This window comes from Nocardia sp. CA-084685 (assembly GCF_050955785.1).
Classification (GTDB): domain Bacteria; phylum Actinomycetota; class Actinomycetes; order Mycobacteriales; family Mycobacteriaceae; genus Nocardia.
On the sequence record NZ_CP192094.1, the window covers coordinates 20,782 to 40,372 of the forward strand.

The 19,591-nt window shown below is 65.4% G+C and carries 19 protein-coding genes and 1 tRNA gene; 9 read left to right on the plus strand and 11 right to left on the minus strand.

Annotation, left to right across the window (positions count from 1 at the left end):
• Position 1 precedes the first annotated feature (1 nt).
• Entirely contained in the window at positions 2–874 is an 873-nt protein-coding gene (locus ACQP2U_RS00095; protein ID WP_433712733.1) for a rhomboid family intramembrane serine protease, read from the plus strand.
• 55 nt (positions 875–929) lie between these two features.
• On the opposite strand, the gene ACQP2U_RS00100 is transcribed toward ACQP2U_RS00095, so the two are convergent.
• Both ACQP2U_RS00100 and crgA read right to left on the minus strand, forming a co-directional pair.
• Positions 930–1,331 carry a PH domain-containing protein gene (locus ACQP2U_RS00100; protein ID WP_397039855.1) on the minus strand — a complete coding sequence of 134 codons (402 nt, stop codon included), beginning with the start codon at positions 1,329–1,331 and terminating at the stop codon, positions 930–932.
• A 192-nt stretch (positions 1,332–1,523) separates the two neighbouring features.
• Positions 1,524–1,787 carry a cell division protein CrgA gene (gene crgA / locus ACQP2U_RS00105; RefSeq protein ID WP_040697865.1) on the minus strand — a complete coding sequence of 88 codons (264 nt, stop codon included), beginning with the start codon at positions 1,785–1,787 and terminating at the stop codon, positions 1,524–1,526.
• A gap of 206 nt (positions 1,788–1,993) precedes the next feature.
• Here crgA and ACQP2U_RS00110 point away from each other — a divergent pair, with 206 nt between their 5' ends.
• From ACQP2U_RS00110 to ACQP2U_RS00120, 3 genes are read left to right on the plus strand one after another with little or no spacing between them, the layout of a single operon-like run.
• Positions 1,994–2,638: an aminodeoxychorismate/anthranilate synthase component II gene (locus ACQP2U_RS00110; RefSeq protein ID WP_433712736.1), complete on the plus strand. Its 645-nt coding sequence runs from the start codon at positions 1,994–1,996 to the stop codon at positions 2,636–2,638.
• Positions 2,635–3,324 (plus strand): RibD family protein, encoded by a 690-nt coding sequence (locus tag ACQP2U_RS00115; RefSeq protein ID WP_433712737.1) that lies wholly within the window; start codon positions 2,635–2,637, stop codon positions 3,322–3,324. The genes ACQP2U_RS00110 and ACQP2U_RS00115 overlap by 4 nt, the downstream gene beginning before the upstream one ends.
• A 26-nt stretch (positions 3,325–3,350) precedes the next feature.
• Positions 3,351–3,809: a deaminase gene (locus tag ACQP2U_RS00120; RefSeq protein ID WP_433712739.1), complete on the plus strand. Its 459-nt coding sequence runs from the start codon at positions 3,351–3,353 to the stop codon at positions 3,807–3,809.
• A 252-nt stretch (positions 3,810–4,061) separates the two neighbouring features.
• On the opposite strand, the gene pknB is transcribed toward ACQP2U_RS00120, so the two are convergent.
• The 7 genes from pknB to ACQP2U_RS00155 all read right to left on the minus strand — a co-directional run bounded on the left by pknB (position 4,062) and on the right by ACQP2U_RS00155 (position 14,010).
• Positions 4,062–5,966, minus strand: coding sequence for a Stk1 family PASTA domain-containing Ser/Thr kinase (pknB, locus tag ACQP2U_RS00125; RefSeq protein WP_433712741.1), 1,905 nt, complete (start codon positions 5,964–5,966; stop codon positions 4,062–4,064).
• A complete protein-coding gene (locus ACQP2U_RS00130; protein ID WP_433712742.1) occupies positions 5,963–7,468 on the minus strand; it encodes a protein kinase domain-containing protein in 1,506 nt (501 codons plus the stop codon). Before ACQP2U_RS00130 ends, pknB begins: the two co-directional genes overlap by 4 nt.
• Before the next feature lie 37 nt (positions 7,469–7,505).
• Positions 7,506–8,972 (minus strand): peptidoglycan D,D-transpeptidase FtsI family protein, encoded by a 1,467-nt coding sequence (locus ACQP2U_RS00135; RefSeq protein ID WP_397039841.1) that lies wholly within the window; start codon positions 8,970–8,972, stop codon positions 7,506–7,508.
• Complete coding sequence (locus ACQP2U_RS00140) at positions 8,969–10,444, minus strand: FtsW/RodA/SpoVE family cell cycle protein (RefSeq protein ID WP_433712743.1); 1,476 nt, start codon at positions 10,442–10,444, stop codon at positions 8,969–8,971. Before ACQP2U_RS00140 ends, ACQP2U_RS00135 begins: the two co-directional genes overlap by 4 nt.
• A complete protein-coding gene (locus ACQP2U_RS00145) occupies positions 10,444–11,928 on the minus strand; it encodes a protein phosphatase 2C domain-containing protein (protein ID WP_433712744.1) in 1,485 nt (494 codons plus the stop codon). Before ACQP2U_RS00145 ends, ACQP2U_RS00140 begins: the two co-directional genes overlap by 1 nt.
• On the minus strand, positions 11,925–12,392 hold the full coding sequence (locus tag ACQP2U_RS00150) for an FHA domain-containing protein FhaB/FipA (protein ID WP_014980860.1): 468 nt from the start codon (positions 12,390–12,392) through the stop codon (positions 11,925–11,927). Before ACQP2U_RS00150 ends, ACQP2U_RS00145 begins: the two co-directional genes overlap by 4 nt.
• Before the next feature lie 202 nt (positions 12,393–12,594).
• Positions 12,595–14,010, minus strand: coding sequence for a DUF3662 and FHA domain-containing protein (locus tag ACQP2U_RS00155; protein WP_433712746.1), 1,416 nt, complete (start codon positions 14,008–14,010; stop codon positions 12,595–12,597).
• A 224-nt stretch (positions 14,011–14,234) separates the two neighbouring features.
• Here ACQP2U_RS00155 and ACQP2U_RS00160 point away from each other — a divergent pair.
• From ACQP2U_RS00160 to ACQP2U_RS00170, 3 genes are all read left to right on the plus strand, one after another.
• Positions 14,235–14,317, plus strand: a tRNA-Leu gene (locus ACQP2U_RS00160).
• A gap of 217 nt (positions 14,318–14,534) precedes the next feature.
• Entirely contained in the window at positions 14,535–15,080 is a 546-nt protein-coding gene (locus ACQP2U_RS00165) for a DUF2231 domain-containing protein (RefSeq protein WP_433712747.1), read from the plus strand.
• A gap of 451 nt (positions 15,081–15,531) precedes the next feature.
• The gene (locus ACQP2U_RS00170; protein ID WP_433712748.1) at positions 15,532–16,428 is read left to right on the plus strand and encodes a DMT family transporter; all 897 of its coding nucleotides are present in this window, start codon (positions 15,532–15,534) and stop codon (positions 16,426–16,428) included.
• A gap of 238 nt (positions 16,429–16,666) precedes the next feature.
• On the opposite strand, the gene ACQP2U_RS00175 is transcribed toward ACQP2U_RS00170, so the two are convergent.
• A complete protein-coding gene (locus ACQP2U_RS00175; protein WP_433712749.1) occupies positions 16,667–17,509 on the minus strand; it encodes a polysaccharide deacetylase family protein in 843 nt (280 codons plus the stop codon).
• A 54-nt stretch (positions 17,510–17,563) separates the two neighbouring features.
• On the opposite strand from ACQP2U_RS00175, the gene ACQP2U_RS00180 reads away from it, so the two are divergent.
• The gene (locus tag ACQP2U_RS00180; RefSeq protein ID WP_433712751.1) at positions 17,564–17,932 is read left to right on the plus strand and encodes a MerR family transcriptional regulator; all 369 of its coding nucleotides are present in this window, start codon (positions 17,564–17,566) and stop codon (positions 17,930–17,932) included.
• Between the two features lie 56 nt (positions 17,933–17,988).
• Positions 17,989–18,756: an SDR family NAD(P)-dependent oxidoreductase gene (locus ACQP2U_RS00185; protein WP_433712753.1), complete on the plus strand. Its 768-nt coding sequence runs from the start codon at positions 17,989–17,991 to the stop codon at positions 18,754–18,756.
• On the opposite strand, the gene ACQP2U_RS00190 is transcribed toward ACQP2U_RS00185, so the two are convergent.
• Positions 18,757–19,395, minus strand: coding sequence for a class I SAM-dependent methyltransferase (locus ACQP2U_RS00190; protein ID WP_433712755.1), 639 nt, complete (start codon positions 19,393–19,395; stop codon positions 18,757–18,759).
• Positions 19,396–19,591 lie beyond the last annotated feature (196 nt).

The following is a 19,591-nucleotide window of genomic DNA, read 5'->3' on the forward strand; positions in this document are numbered from 1 at the left end:
GATGAATGCTCAACCGCCCGCACCGACGTGCGTCCGCCACCCCAATCGTCCTACGGGCCTGGCCTGCACTCGGTGCGGGCGGCCGGCCTGTCCGGAATGTCTGCGACCCGCGGCGGTCGGACAGCACTGCGTCGACTGCGTCCGTCAGGGACAGCGTGAGGTCCGGCCGGTGCGCACCGTCGCCGGTGCGACGCAGACCGCGCGGACCCCGATTCCCTACGTCACCTATGTGCTGATCGCGCTGAACACGATCGTCTTCGCGGTCACCGCGGGCCAATCGAAGAGTCTGGTGGAGAACACCGGGCATTCCGCGCTCTACATCGACTGGGTGCTGTATCCGCCCGCCGTCGCGCACGGTCAGTATGTGCGGCTGATCGGCTCCGGCTTCCTGCACTACGGCCCGATTCACCTGCTACTCAATATGTTCGCGCTGTATGTGGTCGGCCGCGGTATCGAGCCGGTGCTCGGTTGGGGGCGCTATCTGGTGGTCTACCTGGTGTCACTGCTCGGTGGTTCGGCCGCCGTCATGCTTTTCGCCAGGGATAGCCTCACCGCGGGCGCATCGTGTGCGGTCTACGGACTGTTCGGCGCGATCACGGTGGTCCTGATCCGGGTGCGACAGAATCCGAATCAGATGCTGATCCTCATCGGCATCAATGTCTTCATCAGCTTCTCACTGCCCGGTATCTCGTTGGCGGGACACCTCGGCGGACTCGCCGCGGGCACCCTTGCCACACTCGGCATTCTTTTCCTGCCGGAGTGGTTACGCGCGAAAACCCAGGAGAACGTACGGCTGATCGGCTGGGCGGCAGTTGCCGCGGTCGCCGTGACGGCCCTCGCCATCATCGTCGCCGCGGCCATATCACTGCGGTAGCTGTGTCACTTGATGGCTGCGGTGTGCGTTGCCGCCTCGCACCTTCGGCGCGCGGCTACTGCGCCAAGCCGTGTGCGACGAGGGTTTCGAAGACCTCGTCTGGACTGCTGCCGAGGTCCCAGCGGCCGAAGATCAGCAGGCGTTCGTCGCCGTGGTGCTCGACATCGATTTCGAGCATGGGATTTTTGCGGCCGAGGCGGCGATAACCGACGACTCGGGCCCGCATTATCTGATCGCGGGAGTATGCGGTCGGTCCGGTGAGACCGCGAACCACCAGCCGTGGCTGTGGATCGGCGGTAATGCTCAAACGCGGACGCTGTCGGAATCCGATTCCGGCCAGCGCCAGCAGGCCGGCCGCCGCCAATCCGATCAGCAGTCGACTCGGTCCGTCCTTCGCGAGTATAGCGGCACCGGCGAGCACCACGCCGCCGATGGTGACCGCGATGAGTGCGGCCATCGGCGTGGTCCAGGTAGTGCGTGGTTCGGGAAGCGGATCAGACGAATCGGATTCGGGATCCACGTATCACTTCCCCCATCGTTCCTCGAGTTGTCCACATAGTTATCCACAGGTGTGCATTAATGACACGTCTGTAATCCGGCTGCTAGCGACTGCTTGCAGGTCGCTCGAAACGACCAGCGATCGGGCAGGTCAGCGCCACCGCATGGTCATGATCAGGCCGACGACCATCAGACCGAAGCCGATCAGGAAGTTCCACGCCCCGAGATCCGCCATCCAGGTGATGCGGTCGTTGGCCAGATAGTAGACGAGCAGCCAGACCAGCCCGGCCAGCATGAAGCCGAGCATGATCACGACGTACCAGACCGGAGACGGCCCGGCCTTCACCTTGACCGGTGTGCGGCTGGCGGGATTGATTGTGTAGTCGGTCTTCTTACGGACCTTCGACTTGGGCATGTCGTCCTCGTGTTCGGCGTTCAGGTCGGGTACCGGCGGGGGAGGATTCGGTTGAATTATGGCCGAGCTCGCGCACCACAGAACCCGATCCGGCGGGGGCCGAGACGGTCCGGGTGAGGGCTCAGGTCCCCTCCGGTCTGCCTCTAGGCTATCCCAACTGGTAATGCGCGCGACGGTCCGCCGGTTCGCCACGTAATCTCATCGGCATGCGTGTACTGGTCGTCGACAACTACGACAGCTTCGTGTTCAACCTGGTGCAGTACCTCGGCCAGTTGGGTGCCGAGGCCGTGGTCTGGCGCAATGACGACCCGAAGCTGGCCGATCTGGACGCGGTTGTCACCGAATACGACGGCATTCTCATCAGCCCCGGTCCGGGCACTCCGGATCGGGCCGGCGCGAGCATCGATCTGGTGCACGCCTGCGCCCGGCACAACATTGCGTTGCTCGGGGTCTGCCTCGGCCATCAGGCCATCGGCGAGGCCTTCGGCGCCACGGTGACTCGCGCGCCCGAGCTGCTGCACGGCAAGACCAGCTCGGTCTTCCATCTCGGCGCTGGTGTGCTGGCCGGTCTGCCCGACCCGTTCACCGCGACTCGATACCACTCGCTCACGGTCCTGGAGAACACCTTGCCCGCCGATATCGAAGTGATCGCGCGCACCGAATCCGGGATCGTGATGGCCATGCGGCACCACACGCTGCCGATTCACGGCGTGCAGTTCCATCCCGAATCGGTGCTGACCCAGGGCGGACATCGGATGTTGGCGAACTGGCTGGAGATTTGTGGCGAGCGTCCGTCCGAGGGCCTGGTGGAGATGCTGGAGGCGGAGGTCGCGGCACTGGTGACCCAGTGACGCAACGGCCCTATGTGCTGCTGTCCGTCGCGGTAAGTATCGACGGATACATCGACGATGCGACCCCGCAGCGGCTGAAGCTGTCCAACGCCGCGGATTTCGATCGGGTGGATCAGGTGCGGGCGCAGTCCGATGCGATCCTGATCGGTGCCGAAACGTTGCGGCGCGATAATCCGCGATTGCTGGTCAACAGTGCCGACCGGCGGGCCGCGCGGGTTGCGGCCGGGAAGCCGGAGTATCCGTTGAAGATCGCCGTGAGCGCACGCGGTGATCTGGATCCCGAGCTGCATTTCTGGCACCACGGCGGTGACAAACTCGTCTACACCACACAAGCAGGTGCGTCGAAGCTCGGCGATCGACTGGCGGGTCTGGCGGAGGTGGTCGCGCTCGGTGACGATATCGACCTCGGTGCGTTGCTCGACGATCTCGGTCGCCGCGGCATCGCCCGGCTGATGGTCGAGGGGGGCACCCGCATCCTCACACAGTTTCTCGCGGCGGAGCTGGCCGACGAATTGCAGCTGGCGGTCGCGCCGATCGTCGTCGGACACGCCGCCGCGCCGCGCTTCCTCGGCCCCGCCGCATACCCGCAACACAGGATGTGTTTGGCCGAGGTCACTCGGATCGGCGACGTCGCGCTGCTGCGCTACCTGCCGCGACAATCCGGCGATGCCGCGCATGAGTGCTGAGTGTCCCCGACCGCGGAGGTCTCTCGATGACGGCTGACCGGAACGATATCCAATTCATGCGTCGGGCAATAGAACTGGCACGGCTGTGCCCGCCCAGCTCGACCGCGTTCTCTGTCGGCGCGGTCATTGTGGCCGACGGCGTCGAGATCTCGACCGGCTATTCGCGCGAGACCGACGTGAAGGTCCATGCCGAGGAGTCCGCGCTCGACAAGCTCGACGCGGACGATCCCCGGCTGGCTCGCGCGACGATCTACAGCACCCTGGAACCGTGTTCCCAGCGCGCCACCGCGACCCGCCTGCCGTGCACCGACCGGATTCTGCGGGCCGGGATCGCACGCGTCGTCATCGCGTGGCGGGAACCGACGACTTTCGTCCCCAATTGCGTCGGGGTGGAGCAGCTGCGCCAGCACGGTGTCGAGGTAGTCGAATTGCGGGAGCTGGCCGAGGAGGCGATGTCGATGAATCGCCACCTGGATCTTTCCTGATCGCGGACCTGGCTCGGTACGAATTCGCTGAGCTGGTTGTCGTCGAGCTGGCTGCCGAGTCGAACTCGCCGATCATCCCGACCAGCGGTTCGGCTTCGATCGCCGGCATGCGCTCGAGCCGGTGACGCTTCATCGCATAGAGCAGCTCTTCGACATCCGCATCGGCGCCGATCCACGCAGGCCCATTGTCGCGCCGATCGGACCGCGCGGTCAGCCTCCGCGCTACTCAGGCCCCTGCCCTGGGCACGGCTATCAGGGCGGACCGAGGACGTAGGTGGTGATCGATACCGTTCCGTTCTTCCCGAGCGCTGATCCGGCCGCAGGCTGCTGGCTGACAACCCGACCGACGCTGTTCGTATCGAACGTGCCCTGGGTGGATTGGCTGATCTGTGCCGATGTGCCGGTCCAGCCTGCCTGCCGCAGTTTGTCCACCGCCTGCGCCGTGGTCAGGCCGACCAGGCTCGGCATGACGATGTCGCCGCTGGAGACCTGCACGGTGACCGTGGACCCCTTGTCCGCGGTGGTACCACCCGATGGGGTGGTCGCGATGACCTCGCCCTTGGGCTTGGCGGACGGCACCTCCTGGATGGTGATCTTGAATCCGGAGCTGTCCACCAGATTCGGCTGCGCGACGCTGATGTCTTGACCGACCACATTCGGCACCCGGATCTGCTCCGGCCCAGAGCCGAGGATCACGACGATGGCCCGATCGACATCCACACGCGAACCCGCCGAGGGATCGGTGCCGATCACCTTGTCCGTCTCCTGCGCACTCGACGGCTTGCGCTGCACATTCGGATCCATCCGCAACCCGCTGGCGTTGAGCTGCTGTTCGGCCTGCTCCTGGGTCATGCCGTCGAGCCGAGGAATCTGCACCTGCGCCGGTCCGGCGGAGACCTGCACGGTAATCGTGCTGCCCTTGTCGACCCGGGAGCCGCCGAGCGGCTGGGTGGAGATGACATTGCCGGTGGCGACCTTGTTATCCGGCTTCTGCTGGATGGCCACCATGAAGCCGAGCTTCTGCAGCGAATCCTGGGCCTGTTGCGCTGATTTGTTCGAAAGGTCGGGTATGGCGACCTGATCCGGGCGTGCGCCAGGCCCGATCAATACCCAGAACAGGGCGAACGCCACGATGACCGCCGCGGCGGCGCCGAGCGCGATATAGAGATTGCGGCGCGGACTCGCCGGTTCGGCGGGTTCCTGCTCGGCGGTGTCGTCATTGCGTTCGACGGTGCGGTAGTTGCGTGGCGCCGGTTCGTTCGAGCCGAGGATGGTGGTGCGGTCCTCATCGGTCATCACCATCGGCGCGCTCGGCTTCTGGCCGCCGAGCACCCGGATCAGATCGGCACGCATCTCGGCGGCCGACTGGTACCGGTTGGCCGGATTCTTGCTCATCGCCTTGAGCACGACGGAATCCAACTCGCGCGGCACCCCGTTGTGCACGTGCGATGGCAGGCGCGGATCCTCCCGGACGTGCTGGTAGGCCACGGCGATCGGCGAGTCACCGGTGAAAGGTGGCTCTCCGGTGAGGATTTCGAACAGCACACAGCCGACGGAGTAGACATCCGAACGGGCGTCGACGGTCTCACCGCGCGCCTGCTCGGGCGAAAGATATTGCGCGGTACCGATAACGGCCGCGGTCTGGGTCATCGGGTTGGAGCTGTCGGCGAGCGCGCGCGCGATGCCGAAGTCCATCACCTTCACCGCACCGGCCCGGTTGATCATGATGTTGGCGGGCTTCATATCGCGATGCACGATTCCGGCCTTGTGGCTGAAATCCAGTGCGGCGCATACGTCGGCGACGACTTCCATGGCCCGGCGCGGCGGGATCGGACCCTTACCGCGCACGATGTCACGCAGCGTCTCACCGTCGACGTACTCCATCACGATGTACGGCAGCGGTCCGCCGTCCACCTCCGCCTCACCGGTGTCGTAGACCGCGACGATGGCCGGATGGTTCAGTGCGGCGGCGTTCTGCGCCTCGCGTTTGAAGCGCAGATAGAACGTTGGATCGCGGGCCAGGTCGGCACGCAAAACCTTGATCGCGACGTCTCGGCTGAGCCGTAGATCGCGCGCCTTGTGGACTTCGGACATGCCGCCGAACCCGATGATCTCACCCAGCTCGTAGCGGGAGGAGAGATTCTTCGGGGTCGTCATGGTTGTCCTTGCGGAGTAGCAGCGCCTGGAGTGGCCGAGGGTCCTCGGGCACCGGGACTATCCGGAAATGGTAAATCGAGCGTGGGGAACCACGAGCTTCTTGTGGTTGTGGACGGACTCGTTGTCTTCGACGACTTCGTCGTACTCGGCGCTGTGGTACTCGGCGTTGTGGTCGGTGGCTGCGTTGTCGTGGTCGGTTCCGCGGTCGGCGGCGGTGGCGGGGCCGGCCTGGTCGTGGTGACGATGGTCGTCGGCGGCTCGGTTGTCGTGGTCGGCGCTGTGGTGACCGGCGGTGGCGCGACCTTAGAGGTGCTGGTCGCAGGGCGCACGGTATCCGGATTGGTATCGCCGCCGAAGAGCAGCCACAGCACCAGACCGACGAGCAGCACGGCGCCGACGGCGACGGCCGCGCCGACCTTCTGGCCGGTGGTGAACCTCGAGCTCTCCGGACCGGGCCCCGGGCTGGTGCGGGTGGCGCCGGAACTCATCACGGTCCTTGGCGCGGGTGTCTGTCTGGTCGCCCCGGCACCCGCCAGCCCCGCCGGGGTGCTGTAGCGGATGGTCGGACCGTCGTGGTCCTGCGACGGCAGAATCACCGTCGGACCGGGTGGCAGCACCCTGGTCGCACCGGTGGGAGTAGGTCCGCCGGTGGCGATCGGCGGTGGTGGACGGCGTCCGGCGCGCACGGCGGCAACGGCGTCGGCGAATTCGCCGCCGCTGGCATAGCGCAGGGTCGGATCCTTGCCCATGGTGATCTCGATCAGCTCGCGCACATTGGGCGGCAGATCCGACGGCATCGGTGGCGGGGCCTCGCGCACATGCTTCATCGCGACGGTGATCGCACCGTCACCGCTGAACGGCCGCTGCCCGGCCAGTGCCTCGTAGCCGACCACACCGAGTGCGTACACATCGCTGGCCGCGGTCGCGTCCTCGCCGACCGCCTGCTCGGGTGCGATGTACTGGGCGGTGCCCATCACCATGCCGGTCTTGGTCACCGGCGAGGCGTCGACCGCCTTGGCGATGCCGAAGTCGGTGATCTTCACTTGACCGGTCGGCGTGACGAGGATATTGCCCGGCTTCACGTCACGGTGCACGACGCCAGCGGCGTGCGCGACCTCGAGTGCACGACCGGTCTGCTCGAGCATGTCCAGACCCTGGACCACCGAAAGGCGGCCCAGACGGTTCAGCACCGTATTGAGCGGTTCGCCCTGCACCAATTCCATGACCAGATAGGCGGTTTCCCCGCCGCTGGGATCCATGGTCTCGCCGTAGTCGTAGATTCCGGCGATACCCGGGTGATTCAGCTGGGCCGTGGTCTTGGCCTCACTGCGGAACCGGTGCCGGAAGGTCGGGTCGGCGGAGAACTCGGATTTGAGCACCTTCACCGCGACCCGGCGGTCCAGCCGGGTGTCGAGTGCTTCCCACACCTGACCCATACCGCCGGTGGCGATCAGGCGTTGCAGCCGATATCGGTCGGCGATCATCGCGCCGTTGTTCAGCATCCCGGCCCCCGTACATCCACTCGCACGTTCATATCCCTCAGCGCCCTCGCAAACCGGCGTCCAACACCGCGCGGGCAATCGGCGCGGCTACCGAGCCACCGGTCGCGGCCAACGCCCGGTCGCCGCCGTTCTCCACGATCACCGCGATGGCGATCTTGGGGTTCTGTGCGGGCGCGAAGGCGATGTACCAGGCGTGTGGTGGCGTATTGCGCGGATTGCTTCCGTGTTCGGCGGTTCCGGTCTTAGAGGCGATTTGGTACCGGGTCTGGCCGTGTCCGACGGTGTTGTCCTCCGACGCGATCATCAGGTTGGTCAGCGTCGACGCTACCTGGGCGCTGACAGCTTGGCCGACCGAGACCGGTTTATTTTTCGAGAGCTCGCTCAGATCGGGTCCCTGCAGTTGGTCGACCAGGTACGGCTCCATGCGGACGCCGCCGTTGGCGATGGTCGCGGCGATGACCGCATTGTCGAGTGGGGTGAGCGCGACATCGCGCTGGCCGATGCTGCTCTGGGCCAGTGCGGCGTTGTCCGGAATCGTGCCGACGGTACTCTCCGCCACCGGAATCGGGATGCCACGGTGCGCGCCGATGCCGAATGCGGCGGCCTCGTCCTTGAGGTTGGCGGAGCCGACTTTGACTCCGAGTTCGGCGAATGCGGTATTGCAGGATCTGCGGAACGCCTCGGTGAGCGACGCGGTGGGCCCGCTGCCGCAGGTGGTGCCGTTGTAGTTCTCCAGCGTCGTGGCTGTTCCGGGCAACGTGATGTTCGGTGCGGCGGTGAATTGGTCGTCGGGGGTTGCGGTGCCGTTGGCCAACGCGGCGGCGGTGACGACCACCTTGAAGGTGGAGCCCGGCGGATAGGTCTGCGACACAGCACGATTCAACATGGGTTGGCGCTGGTCCGCACTCAGCTCTTCCCAAGATTTGGTGCCCTGGGCGCCATCGTGCCCGGACAACAGGTTCGGGTCGTAGCTGGGGGTGGACACCATGGTGAGAATCTTGCCGGTACTCGGCTCGATCGCTACCACGGAACCGGTGTAGCCCTTGGCGGTCAACTGTTCGTAGGCGGTCTGCTGCATCACCGGGTCCAGCGTGGTGAGCACATTGCCGCCGCGCGGATCACGACCGGAGATCATATCGATCAGGCGTCGCCCGAACAGCGAATTGTCCGAACCGTTGAGCACCGTATCCTCAGCGCGCTCCAGACCCGTGCTGCCGTACTGCATCGAGTAGAAGCCGGTCGCCGGTGCGTACGCCTCCGGATCGGTCGGGTAGGTGCGCAGGTACTTGTAGCGGTCGTCGGTGGCGACCGAACTGGCCAGCACCGTGCCGCCCGCGGAGATCTGCCCGCGCTGGCGGGCGTATTCGTCGAGCAGCACGCGTGAGTTGCGTGGATCGGTGCGGTAGTCGTCGGCCTTGATCACCTGCACATAGGTGGCGTTGATCAGCAGCGCGACGATCATGAGCATGACCGCGACCGCGACCCGTCGTAGCGGTGTGTTCATTCTTGCGGCCTCGCTTCCGGTTTGCGCAGAAGCTCGGTGGTCGCATCCGCGATCGGGGCCACCGGATCCTTCTTGCGCACCGGCGCCGGGGCACGTGCCGCGTCGGAGACCTTGATCAGCAGCGCCAGCAGCGCGTAGTTGGCCAGCAGCGACGAACCGCCGTAGGACATGAACGGGGTGGTGAGACCGGTCAGCGGAATCAGTTTGGTGACACCGCCGACCACCACGAACAGCTGGATGGCGATGGTGAACGACAAACCGGCGGCCAACAGCTTGCCGAAGCTGTCACGCACGGCCAGGGCGGTACGCAGACCACGCACCACGAATACCAGGAACAGCAGCAGCACCGCGGCGAGTCCGAACAGGCCGAGTTCCTCGCCGATCGTGGTGATGATGAAGTCGGTTTTGGCGAAGGGCACCTGCGATGGCCGCCCGCTGCCCAGGCCGGTGCCCGCCAATCCGCCGGTGGCCAAGCCGAACAGCGACTGCGAGATCTGGTAGCCGGTGTTGTTGTAATCCGCGAACGGGTGCAGCCAGGTCTGGGTGCGTACCCGCACATGGCTGAAGGCCTGGTAGGCGAAGAAGAATCCGATGATCAGCAGTGCGCCGCCGATGATGAGCCAGCCGACGCGCTCGGTCGCGATGTAGAGCATCACCAGTACCGTGCTGAAGATCAACAGCGAAGTACCGAGATCCTTTTCGAAGACCAGCACGCCGATGCAGACGATCCAGACCACCAGGATCGGGCCGAGGTCGCGAGCGCGCGGGAACTCCATGCCGAGGAAATGCCGGCCGGCCGCGGTAAACAGATCGCGCTTGGCGACCAGCACCGAGGCGAAGAAGATGATCAACAGGATCTTCGCGAACTCACCGGGCTGCACGCTCAATCCGGGCAGCCGAATCCAGATCTTGGAGCCGTTGGTCTCCGAATACGCCCCGGGCAGCAGTGCCGGAATCGCCAGCGCGACAAGGCCTACCAGGCCTAGGGTGTAGCTGTATTTGGCCAGCGTGCGGTAATCGCTCAGCACGACGAGGATCCCGATGAAGATGATCATCCCCAGACCGGTCCACAGGATCTGTTGATTGGTGTCGGGGGAGGGGATCGGCCACGAGTTGTAGGCGGCGGTCTGCGCATCGGCGAGATCGAGCCGATGGATCAGCACCAGGCCGAGTCCGTTGAGCAGCGCGGCGATCGGTAAGAGCAGCGGATCGGCGAACGGTGCGAAGCGCCGCACCGCGAGATGCGCCACCGCGAACAGGGCCAGATAGGCGAGACCGTACTTGGCGATATCCCAAGTGACCGATTGCTCCTGACTCGCCTCGACCAGGAAAAGCGAAACGGTGACAATGCCCGTCGCACCGGCGAGCAAGATGAGTTCGGCATTGCGCTTCGTCGACGGCGGCGGCGCTGGCGCGAATCCGCCCGGGGGACTGGGAAAGGCCCCAGCGGACGGTGGTGCCGGAGCGGACATCAGTCCGTCACCCGGCAAGGCTCCCCCGCCGTCTGGGGGTTCGGCGACGCCGTCGCCGCCGGGGTCTTGGCGTCGGGGCTCTTGGTTTCAGCTGGCTGCGTTTCGGGTGCGGGTGCCCGGTTCTCGGTGGTCGGCGCGACCGTCGTCGGCGCGGGTACACCGGGCTGCGTCGGCGGTTCGCTCGGCGGCACGACGCCGGGCTGCGGCACCGACTCCTTGGACGGGCAGGGACGCAGCAGTTCGTTGCGCGCCAGCATCTGCATCTGCTTACGCGCCTCGTCCAGCGAACCAGGCGGCAGTCCCTTGTCGACTTGGTCGTGTCCGGTCTGCTTGAGATCGGAAACCTTGAGCCCCTTGCATTTCGACGGCAGACTCTCGCCCTGCTGCAGCAGGGTGAGAGCGCCGCTCGGGTCGACACAGGCGATCGTTTCGACCTCGTGGATCGAATACCCCAGCACCGAACCCGGCAGCCCGCGCATGATGACGACCCGGTCGTTATCCGCGCCGACGTAGTAGTTGCTGCGAATCATGTTGTAGCCGACCAGCAATCCGATTGCCGCGGCCAGCACCAGGGCGACGGCGAGCAGAATCCAGCGCAGCTTATGCGATTTACCCTGCGGCGGCGTCTCCGGTGTGGCGGCGGCCCTGCGCGGTTCGGCCCGCGGCGGACGCATCGCGGCGGCCCGACCGGCGGCGGTATTCGGTGGCGGGGTGTCCTCGTCCTGACCCGATGCCGCGCCCGCGACGATCGGATGGCTCTGCCCGTAGTCCAGATCGATGACATCGGCGACGACCACGGTGACGTTGTCCGGACCGCCACTGCGCAAGGCGAGTTCGATGAGCCGGTCGGCACATTCGTCGGTGCTGCCCTCGCGCATGGTGTTGGCGATGGTCTCATCGCTGACCACATCGGACAGACCGTCGGAGCACAGCAGATAGCGATCTCCGGCGCGGGCCTCGCGCATGATCAGCGTCGGCTCGATCTCGTTGCCGGTCAGGGCGCGCATGATCAGTGAACGCTGCGGATGGGTATGCGCCTGCTCGGGCGTGATCCGGCCCTCGTCGACCAGCGACTGGACGAAGGTGTCGTCGCGGGTGATCTGGGCCAGCTCGCCGCCGCGCAGCAGATATGCGCGCGAGTCACCGATGTGGACCAGGCCGAGTTTCTTGCCCGCGAACAGGATTGCGGTGAGCGTGGTGCCCATACCGTCGAGTTCGGGCTCTTCCTCGACGTGATCGGCAATGGCGGCATTGCCCTCGTGGACGGCGGTATTGAGCTTGCCGAGCAGATCGTCGCCGGGTTCGTCGTCATCGAGGTGCGCGAGTGCGGCGATCATCAACTGCGATGCCACCTCGCCGGCGGCATGGCCGCCCATACCGTCGGCTAGTGCGAGCAGCCGTGCGCCCGCATAGACGGAGTCCTCGTTGTTGCCTCGGACAAGACCGCGGTCGCTGCGCGCTGCGTAGCGGAGAACAAGTGTCACGATCGCAGCTCGATCACTGTTTTGCCGACACGGACGGGGGTGCCGAGTGGAACTCGGACTGCGGTGGTGACTTTCGCGCGGTCGAGGTAGGTGCCGTTCGTCGAACCGAGGTCTTCGACGTACCAGTCGTCACCGCGCGGTGAGAGCCGCGCATGTCTGGTCGAGGCGTAATCATCGGTGAGTACCAGCGTTGAGTCGTCCGCACGTCCGATCAGCACCGGTTGGGTGCCGAGCGAGATGCGAGTGCCGGCGAGTGAACCTTGAGTCACCACAAGAAATTTGGCGCCCTTCTGGCCTCGGCTGAAAGACGGCAGCACCGCGGAACCGCGTGCGGCCCTGGGCTGAATCCGGATGCCGGATGCCGCGTAGATGTCGCTGCGCAGGGTGCGCAATACCGCCCACACGAATAACCACAACAGCAGCAGGAACCCCGCACGGGTCAATTGCAGGATCAGTCCCTGCACGGCGCTCCACCTCCTGTTCGACCGTGTACGTCGGTGCCCGTAGGTGCGAGTTCGCCCCCACCGGCTTGCTGGTTTCGCGAGCCCCGGTCCTGGCGACGCGCGTGTGTAGGCAGCATCATAGGGCCGTGGGTCGAGTTCGATCACGATACGGCCGCAGAATCCCTGTCCGCCATGTCGTGACCTGCACCGCGAGCTTACGGGATCAGACGATACGGATCAGGATCTCGGAGTGTCCGGCGCGGATAACATCGCCGTCGGCCAGCTGCCAGTCCTGAACCGGGGAGCCGTTGACGAGCGTGCCGTTGGTCGAACCCAGATCCGAGAGCATCGCCGTCTGCCCATCCCAGCGAACTTCGATGTGCCTGCGTGAAACCCCGGTATCGGGCAGCCGGAAGTGCGCGTCCTGACCCCGGCCGATGATGTTGCTGCCCTCGCGGAGCTGGTAGGTGCGGCCGCTGCCGTCGTCGAGCTGCAGCGTCGCGGAGTAGCCCGAACCGGCTTGTGCGCCACCGCCATACGCGGGCGCGGGGGCCTGGTAGCCGCCGCCCTGCGCGCCGTAGCCAGGCTGTTGCGAGTAGGCCTGACCGTAGCCGCCCTGCTCCTCGGGCGCGGCGTAGCCCGGCTCGCCGTAACCCGGTTCCGCGTAGCCCTGTTCGCCGTAGCCGGACTGCGCGTAACCCTGCTGGCCATAGCCCGGCTGCTGACCGTAACCGCCCTGGTCGGCATAGCCCTGTTCGCCGTAGCCGGGCTGCCCGTAGCCCTGCTGGCCATAGCCTTGGTCGGCGTAGCCCTGTTCGCCGTAGCCGGACTGGCCATAGCCCTGCTGGCCGTAGTCCTGCTCGCCGTAGCCGCCCTGCTGCTGGCCGTAGCCGCCACGCTCGCCGTAGCCTCCGCCGTACCCCGGCTCCTGGTAGGCCTGCTGGCCGTAGCCTTGGCCACCCTGCTGGTAGTCATAGCCGTTCTGGTAGTCGCCGTAACCCTGCTGCGGGTCCGGCGCCTGGTAGTCGGAGCCACCGCCGTAGGGCGCCCCGCCCCGGCCGTAGTCTTCGCGGTACGCACCGTTCGGCGGCCCGGGCCGGCCCGCAGGCGGCGGTGCGTACCCGCGGCTGCGTGGATCGGACTCCGCGGGCTCACGGCTTGGGTCGTAGCCTGAGTTCTGCGTCATGGGGCCAGCTCCTGGTTGCGGGTGTGCAGGTCGTTGTGGCGTGGGTTCGGGGCTGCGAGCCGCGGTGGCTCTGCGGCCGATGTCGGGATCGACCCGACCGCTCGCCCTGAACTGTCCGGTGTGCAGCGTAGGTGATGCCTCGAATGCCACGTGTACTTCGCCGTAGGTCTGCCAGCCTTGCTCGCGGATGTAGTCCTGAAGGTGTTTGGCGAACGCGCGGGTGGTGAGGTCGTGGTCGGCGTCGAGTTGTTGGTGATCAGAGCTGTTGATGGTGATCACATAACTGTTGGGCGCCAACAGATGTCCGCCACCCAGATCCTGGATATTGTCGGCGGCTTCCTGCTTGAGTGCCGCTTCCACCTCCTGGGGAACGACACTGCCCCCGAAGGCTCTGGCGAACACGTCACCGACGGCGCCTTGCAGGCGACGCTCGAATCGAGAAACGATGCCCATCTCGGCCTCCCTTCGGTGCGCGTCTGTACTGATTCATAACAACGACACGCGGATATGGCGTGTCGCGTATCGACCACGTTCATTGCATGATATCCACGATCGTCCACACCTGTAACTCCCGGAAGCCGGCCCGGGTTCCCGTGCCGGCCCGAACCGGCCGCTGGGGCCGTCAACAGGCGATTTCGTGTCACGCCGACCCGCGTGATACTGTCTCTCAGTCGCTCGGGCGAGTGGCGGAATGGCAGACGCGCTGGCTTCAGGTGCCAGTGTCCTTCGGGACGTGGGGGTTCAAGTCCCCCTTCGCCCACAAATATGCGGAAAGCCGCAGATCGAGGATTTTTCCTCGGTCTGCGGCTTTTTCTATTGTCTGTATGTATTTCCTTGTGGGACAGCGGTTTTGACGTATCACGCCGAATCGGCGGATGGTCCTGACCTCGCTGTCGGCGTGTTGGTCGAAACCGAGTGGGTATGCGACCGGTGTGGCCGAGTGGTCCCATTCGGCCGAGTCGCGCAAGGAGGTTGTCGTGACCAGTGATATGCAACATGCCAAGCGCCCGGTCAGCGCGATGCTGGCCGGTCCGTATGGACATCCGTTCCACCCGATCCTGGTCACCGTGCCGATCGGGGCATGGGTGGCGAGCCTGGTATTCGATATCGCGTCGCATGTGGCGGGTGACCCGCAGGCGCTGGCCCGCGGCTCGGCGTGGCTGCTCGCTGTCGGTGTGCTCGGCGCACTGGTCGCGGCCGTGATCGGTTTGCTGGATCTGCTCGCCATCCCGACCGGCACCACGGCGTTTCGCACCGGCCTTGTCCACATGAGCCTGAATTTGATAGTGACGGTCGCCTTCGCCATCGACTTCTGGTGGCGCCAGTCCGGTCACGGACCGGATGGCGCCGTGCCGATCGGCCAGTTGGTGTTGTCGATCATTGCCCTCGCCGTGCTCGGCGTCTCGGGTTTTCTCGGTGGCAAGCTCGCCTATCACTACGGCGTCCGGGTGGCCGACGAAGCCACTCAGGCCGCTGGCTACCGACACTCGGTCCCGTCCACCGGCGTCGACTCGCTCGAATAACTGGTCCCAGATAGCAAAGCCGTAAGTTTGCCGGGATCGTCGGCGGTGCATTTCCCGAATCCCGGGAGGGTGCGTATGTGGTGTGCCCGGACGCCACGGTAAAGCCCTGTTATCCACTGTCGACGGCGCGATAGGGCTGGTATCTGGCACAGCAGTCGTATCAGGGCGTACCGGTTACCGTCGCGACGTACATCGAGCTGGACGGCCGCATCCACCTCGATTTGCTGGCGCGACGGGCAACGCCGAACCAACGATGTCCGTAGTCCGCTTCGACCGCGGCAGAAAATCGAATGACAGCTCGTTCCGGCGATCTTTAGTATCGGGCGGGTGTACCGAGGGTTCGTAATTACCCCGCCGCCGCGCTCCTGAGCGAGGTGTAGGACCGCGCGTCCCATCCCGGTTCTGCACCTCGCTTCCGCGACCCCAATCCATTTCTGTCGCAGGAGCGCGAATGTCCACATCTCTAACCACGGTCAACCGATTCGGGTTGGTCTGCCTTGTCGGCGCCGGGCTTTCGGCGGGGACCGGTGGTTTGGTCGGCACCCTGCTGCATCGTGCGACCGGTCTTTCGCCGATATCCGTCGCCGCCTGTCGGCTCGCCGTCGGCGGGCTGTTGCTGATCGCTCTGCTGACCGTGACGCGACGGCCGCTGCCGCGAAACACCTCGGCTTGGCGCAGGATCGGTGCGGTCGCGGTGCTGATCGCGATCATTCAGGCGAGCTACTTCGGTGCGGTCGCGGCCTCGTCGGTGAGCCTTGCGACGCTGGTCACCCTCGGTATGTCACCGGTGGTTGTCTCGCTGGTGCAACATCTGACCGGCAGGCGGGTTCTGGATCGTCGACATGCGGCGACGATCGGAATCGCGGTGTTCGGGGTGATCCTGTTGGTCGGCGCGCCCGCCGATTACGCGGCAGCGGGTGCGATATTCGCCGGTGCGGCAATGGCATTGGTCTCCGCTGGTGCCTTCGCGACCGTCACCCTGATAAGTGCTCGTCCGGTGCCGGGCCTCGACGCGATCACCACAACAGGTTTCGCCGTCACCGGCGGCGCCGTGCTGCTGACGCCACTCGCCGCGATATTCGGACTCACCTTCGACCCGACCGCACACAGCGTCGCCCTGGCAATCGTGTTCGGCCTGATCTCCACCGCAATGGCATACGCGCTGTACTTCCGCGGTCTGGCCGACGTCGGTCCGGGCACAGCCGCGGTGCTCGCCCTCCTCGAACCCCTGACCGGGGCGATATTGGCCGCCGCAATCCTCGGCGAACGGCTGTCACCGACCGGCCTGCTGGGTGCGGTACTACTGACCGCCGCACTCGTCCACACCAGCGTTCAGCCGGTGCGATGATCCGACAGGTGACCCCTGGCCGCTAGTTCGATGTCGACGGAGATGACTCCGGCGCAGCATCATGTGCGACATAGTCGGTGCTCTCGCGCCGGGCCCTGAGTTCGATGCGCCGTTGGCGAGGACGGTGGCGAGTTGACGCCAACGGCGGTGACGATGGCGGAACATCAGAGGGACGAAGATGCGGGTTGGGCGCGGTGCAGGCCGGACTCGATTTCGATTTCGTCGGTGTAGCCAGCTTTCACACAGCCATGGCATCGGCGATCTCGTCACTGGTGGCGAGCCATACGCCCGGATGGTTCGCCACATAATCCAGGGCCTGCTCCAGATATTTGATGCGGAAGGCCTGGCCGATGACGAAGGGGTGCAGCGCAAGGACCATGACGCGGCCGGACTCTTCGTAGAGCCGGTCCAACTGGTCCTTGACGATCTGCACGAAATCCGCACCGCGCAAACCGGTTCCGAGGAACAGGCTGTTGTCATTGAGTTCGACCGAGTACGGAACGCTGAGCAGCCCTGGCACATTGAGCCGATACGGCTGATCGTCATTGGTCCAGTCCAGGACGTAATCGAGGCCGAGTTCGGCGAGCAGTTGCGGGGTGTGGAAGGTCTCGGTGAGTGCGGGGCCCATCCAGCCGCGCGGGCGGCGGCCGGTCGCGCGCTCGATGGTTTCGACGATATCGGTGAGGTAGGCGCGCTCGTCGTCGATGGACATATCGGCCTGGAAGATCGAGTTGTTCTTGCCGTGGGCCAACCAGGTCCAGTTGCGCTGCCGACCGGCGGCGATGATCTGCGGATTATGGTGTGTGACATCGGAGTTGAGCAGCGCGCTGGCGCGGATGTCGTACTTGTCCAGCGCCTGCATCACCCGCCAGATGCCGACCCGCGGACCGTAATCGCGCCAGCCGTAGTTCAGCGGATCCGGGGTGAGGGTGGCGGTGCCGGGAAAGATGCTGGTCGAGGGCCGGTCCACCTGGTAGTGCTCGATATTCAGCCCCACATAGAACGCGACCCGAGCATCGTTGGGCCAGCGAATCGGTGCGCGGTCGACGATCGGGCTGTAGCCGAAGAGTGCGTTGTCCATGCGACCTATGCTTTAACCATCACATACATGTGAAGGTCAATGCGAGGTGGAAATATGCGGATCGGAGAACTGTCGGAGCGCACCGGCACCTCGCGGCGGCTGCTGCGCTACTACGAGGAGCAGGGCCTCATCGTCGCCGACCGCTGCGCCAATGGCTATCGCGCCTACGACGACCGCTTCGTGGACCGGGTTCTGCAGATCCGCGGCCTACTCGACGCTGGCCTGCCGACCCGCATCATCAAACAGATCCTGCCCTGTCTGGACAAGCCGCGCACCATCTACTTCCCGGACGCGACTCCGGAAATGCTGGCCACCCTGGAACGCGAACGTGACCGCATGTCCGACCGCATCCGCTGCCTGTCCCGCAATCGCGACGCCATCGCCGAATACCTCGAGGCGGTCCGTGGGAAAGCCGCTTCCTGACACCGGTTCCGTCAGAACCTGTTGACTCCTAAAGAGAACCTGTTCTAATTTTTGGCATGCGTAGATTTGACGGCCGCCGCGTATTGGTCACCGGAGCAGGATCGGGAATCGGGCAGGGGATCGCCCTGCGGCTGCTCGATGAGGGGGCGACACTGGTTGCCGCCGATATCGATGCGGCGGGTCTGGAGAGCACCGCGGCGAAGGCGGGCGACGCCGCTGAGCGGCTGCGCACCGTGCAGGTGAATATCGCCGATATCGAGTCGGTGCGCACCGCGACGGGCGAGGCGGTCGAATTCCTCGGCGGCCTGGATGTGCTGGTGAACGCGGCGGGCATTCTACGGCCAGCGCGCACCGAGGAGATGCCGCTCGAGGTGTGGAATCAGGTGATCGGGGTCAATCTGACCGGGACCTTCCTGATGACCCAGAGTGCGTTGCCCGCGCTGTTGGAGTCCGGCCACGGCGTCGTGGTGAACCTCTCCTCGACCGCCGCCTTCAGTGCTGCGCCTTATCTGGCGTCGTATGCGGCGTCGAAGGGCGGGGTGAACGCCTTCACGCACGCGATCGCGCTGGAATACGCCAAGCAGGGATTGCGTGCGGTGAATATCGTGCCCGCGGGCATCACCAGTGGTATCACCACCAAGTCCATCCTCGATCAGCCGGAGGGCTTCGATCCGAAGCTGTTCTCCCGCATGACCGGTTGGCTCAACGGCGGTGCGCTGGGCACTCCAGAGGATATCGCCGGTGTGGTCGCCATGGTCGCCTCCGATGACGGCCGCTATATGACCGGCACCGAGATCCGCGTAGACGGCGGCGCCCTGATGTAGTCAGGTTGGTCGGGCGACGAGTAGGTGATGCGGAATCGGTGGATTGGCCAGTTGCTTATGGTCGACGGTGCAGCCCGCGCCTTCCAGCGCGGCGATTACCTCGGCCACCGGCCGCAGCGTGAAACCGTATGCGGTGAACGGCATTTTCGCCATCGCGTCCGGATCGCCGATACCGACGACGAGGCTGCCGCCGGGACGGACGACGCGCACGAGTTCGACACAGGCGGCGGCCAGATCCGGCACGAAGTAGACGGTGTTGACGGTGATGGCGGCATCGAGAGCGTCATCGGCCAGCGGCAGATCGGTCATCGAGCCCTGTGCGAGTTGCATTCGGCCCGTCTCGATTTCGTCGGCGAACTTCGGCTTCGCCCTGGCCAACATGTCCGGCGAGATCTCGAAACCGTGCACCATCCCGTTCGAGCCGACCCGCTCGAGCAGTATCGAAAGCCCTGCGCCACCGCCGAATCCGATATCCGCGACCGTCGCACCCGCCGCGATCCCGGCCGCCTCGACCGCGCCCGCGATGGCGCGTTTGTTACCGCGATTGAGAATGAAGGCGAAGCCCTTGCCGAGCGTTCCGTGCGGATTGCCCAGCTGACCGGCAATCGTGGACAGCACGCGGGTCCGGATACCATTCATAGCGGCCATAGTATCGGCCGACATGTCGAATCGGACACGGCAAGATACACCGGATGGACTCCTGATTTCGGATGAACATGGGTAACTCGTCGGGTACGTCCGGGACTCGCCTCATACGCCACCGCCGGTCCGCGACGGCACCGGCATGGCTCTCGACGATCGGCCAAAGGTGCCGGGAGACGGGGGAGCAAGCTGA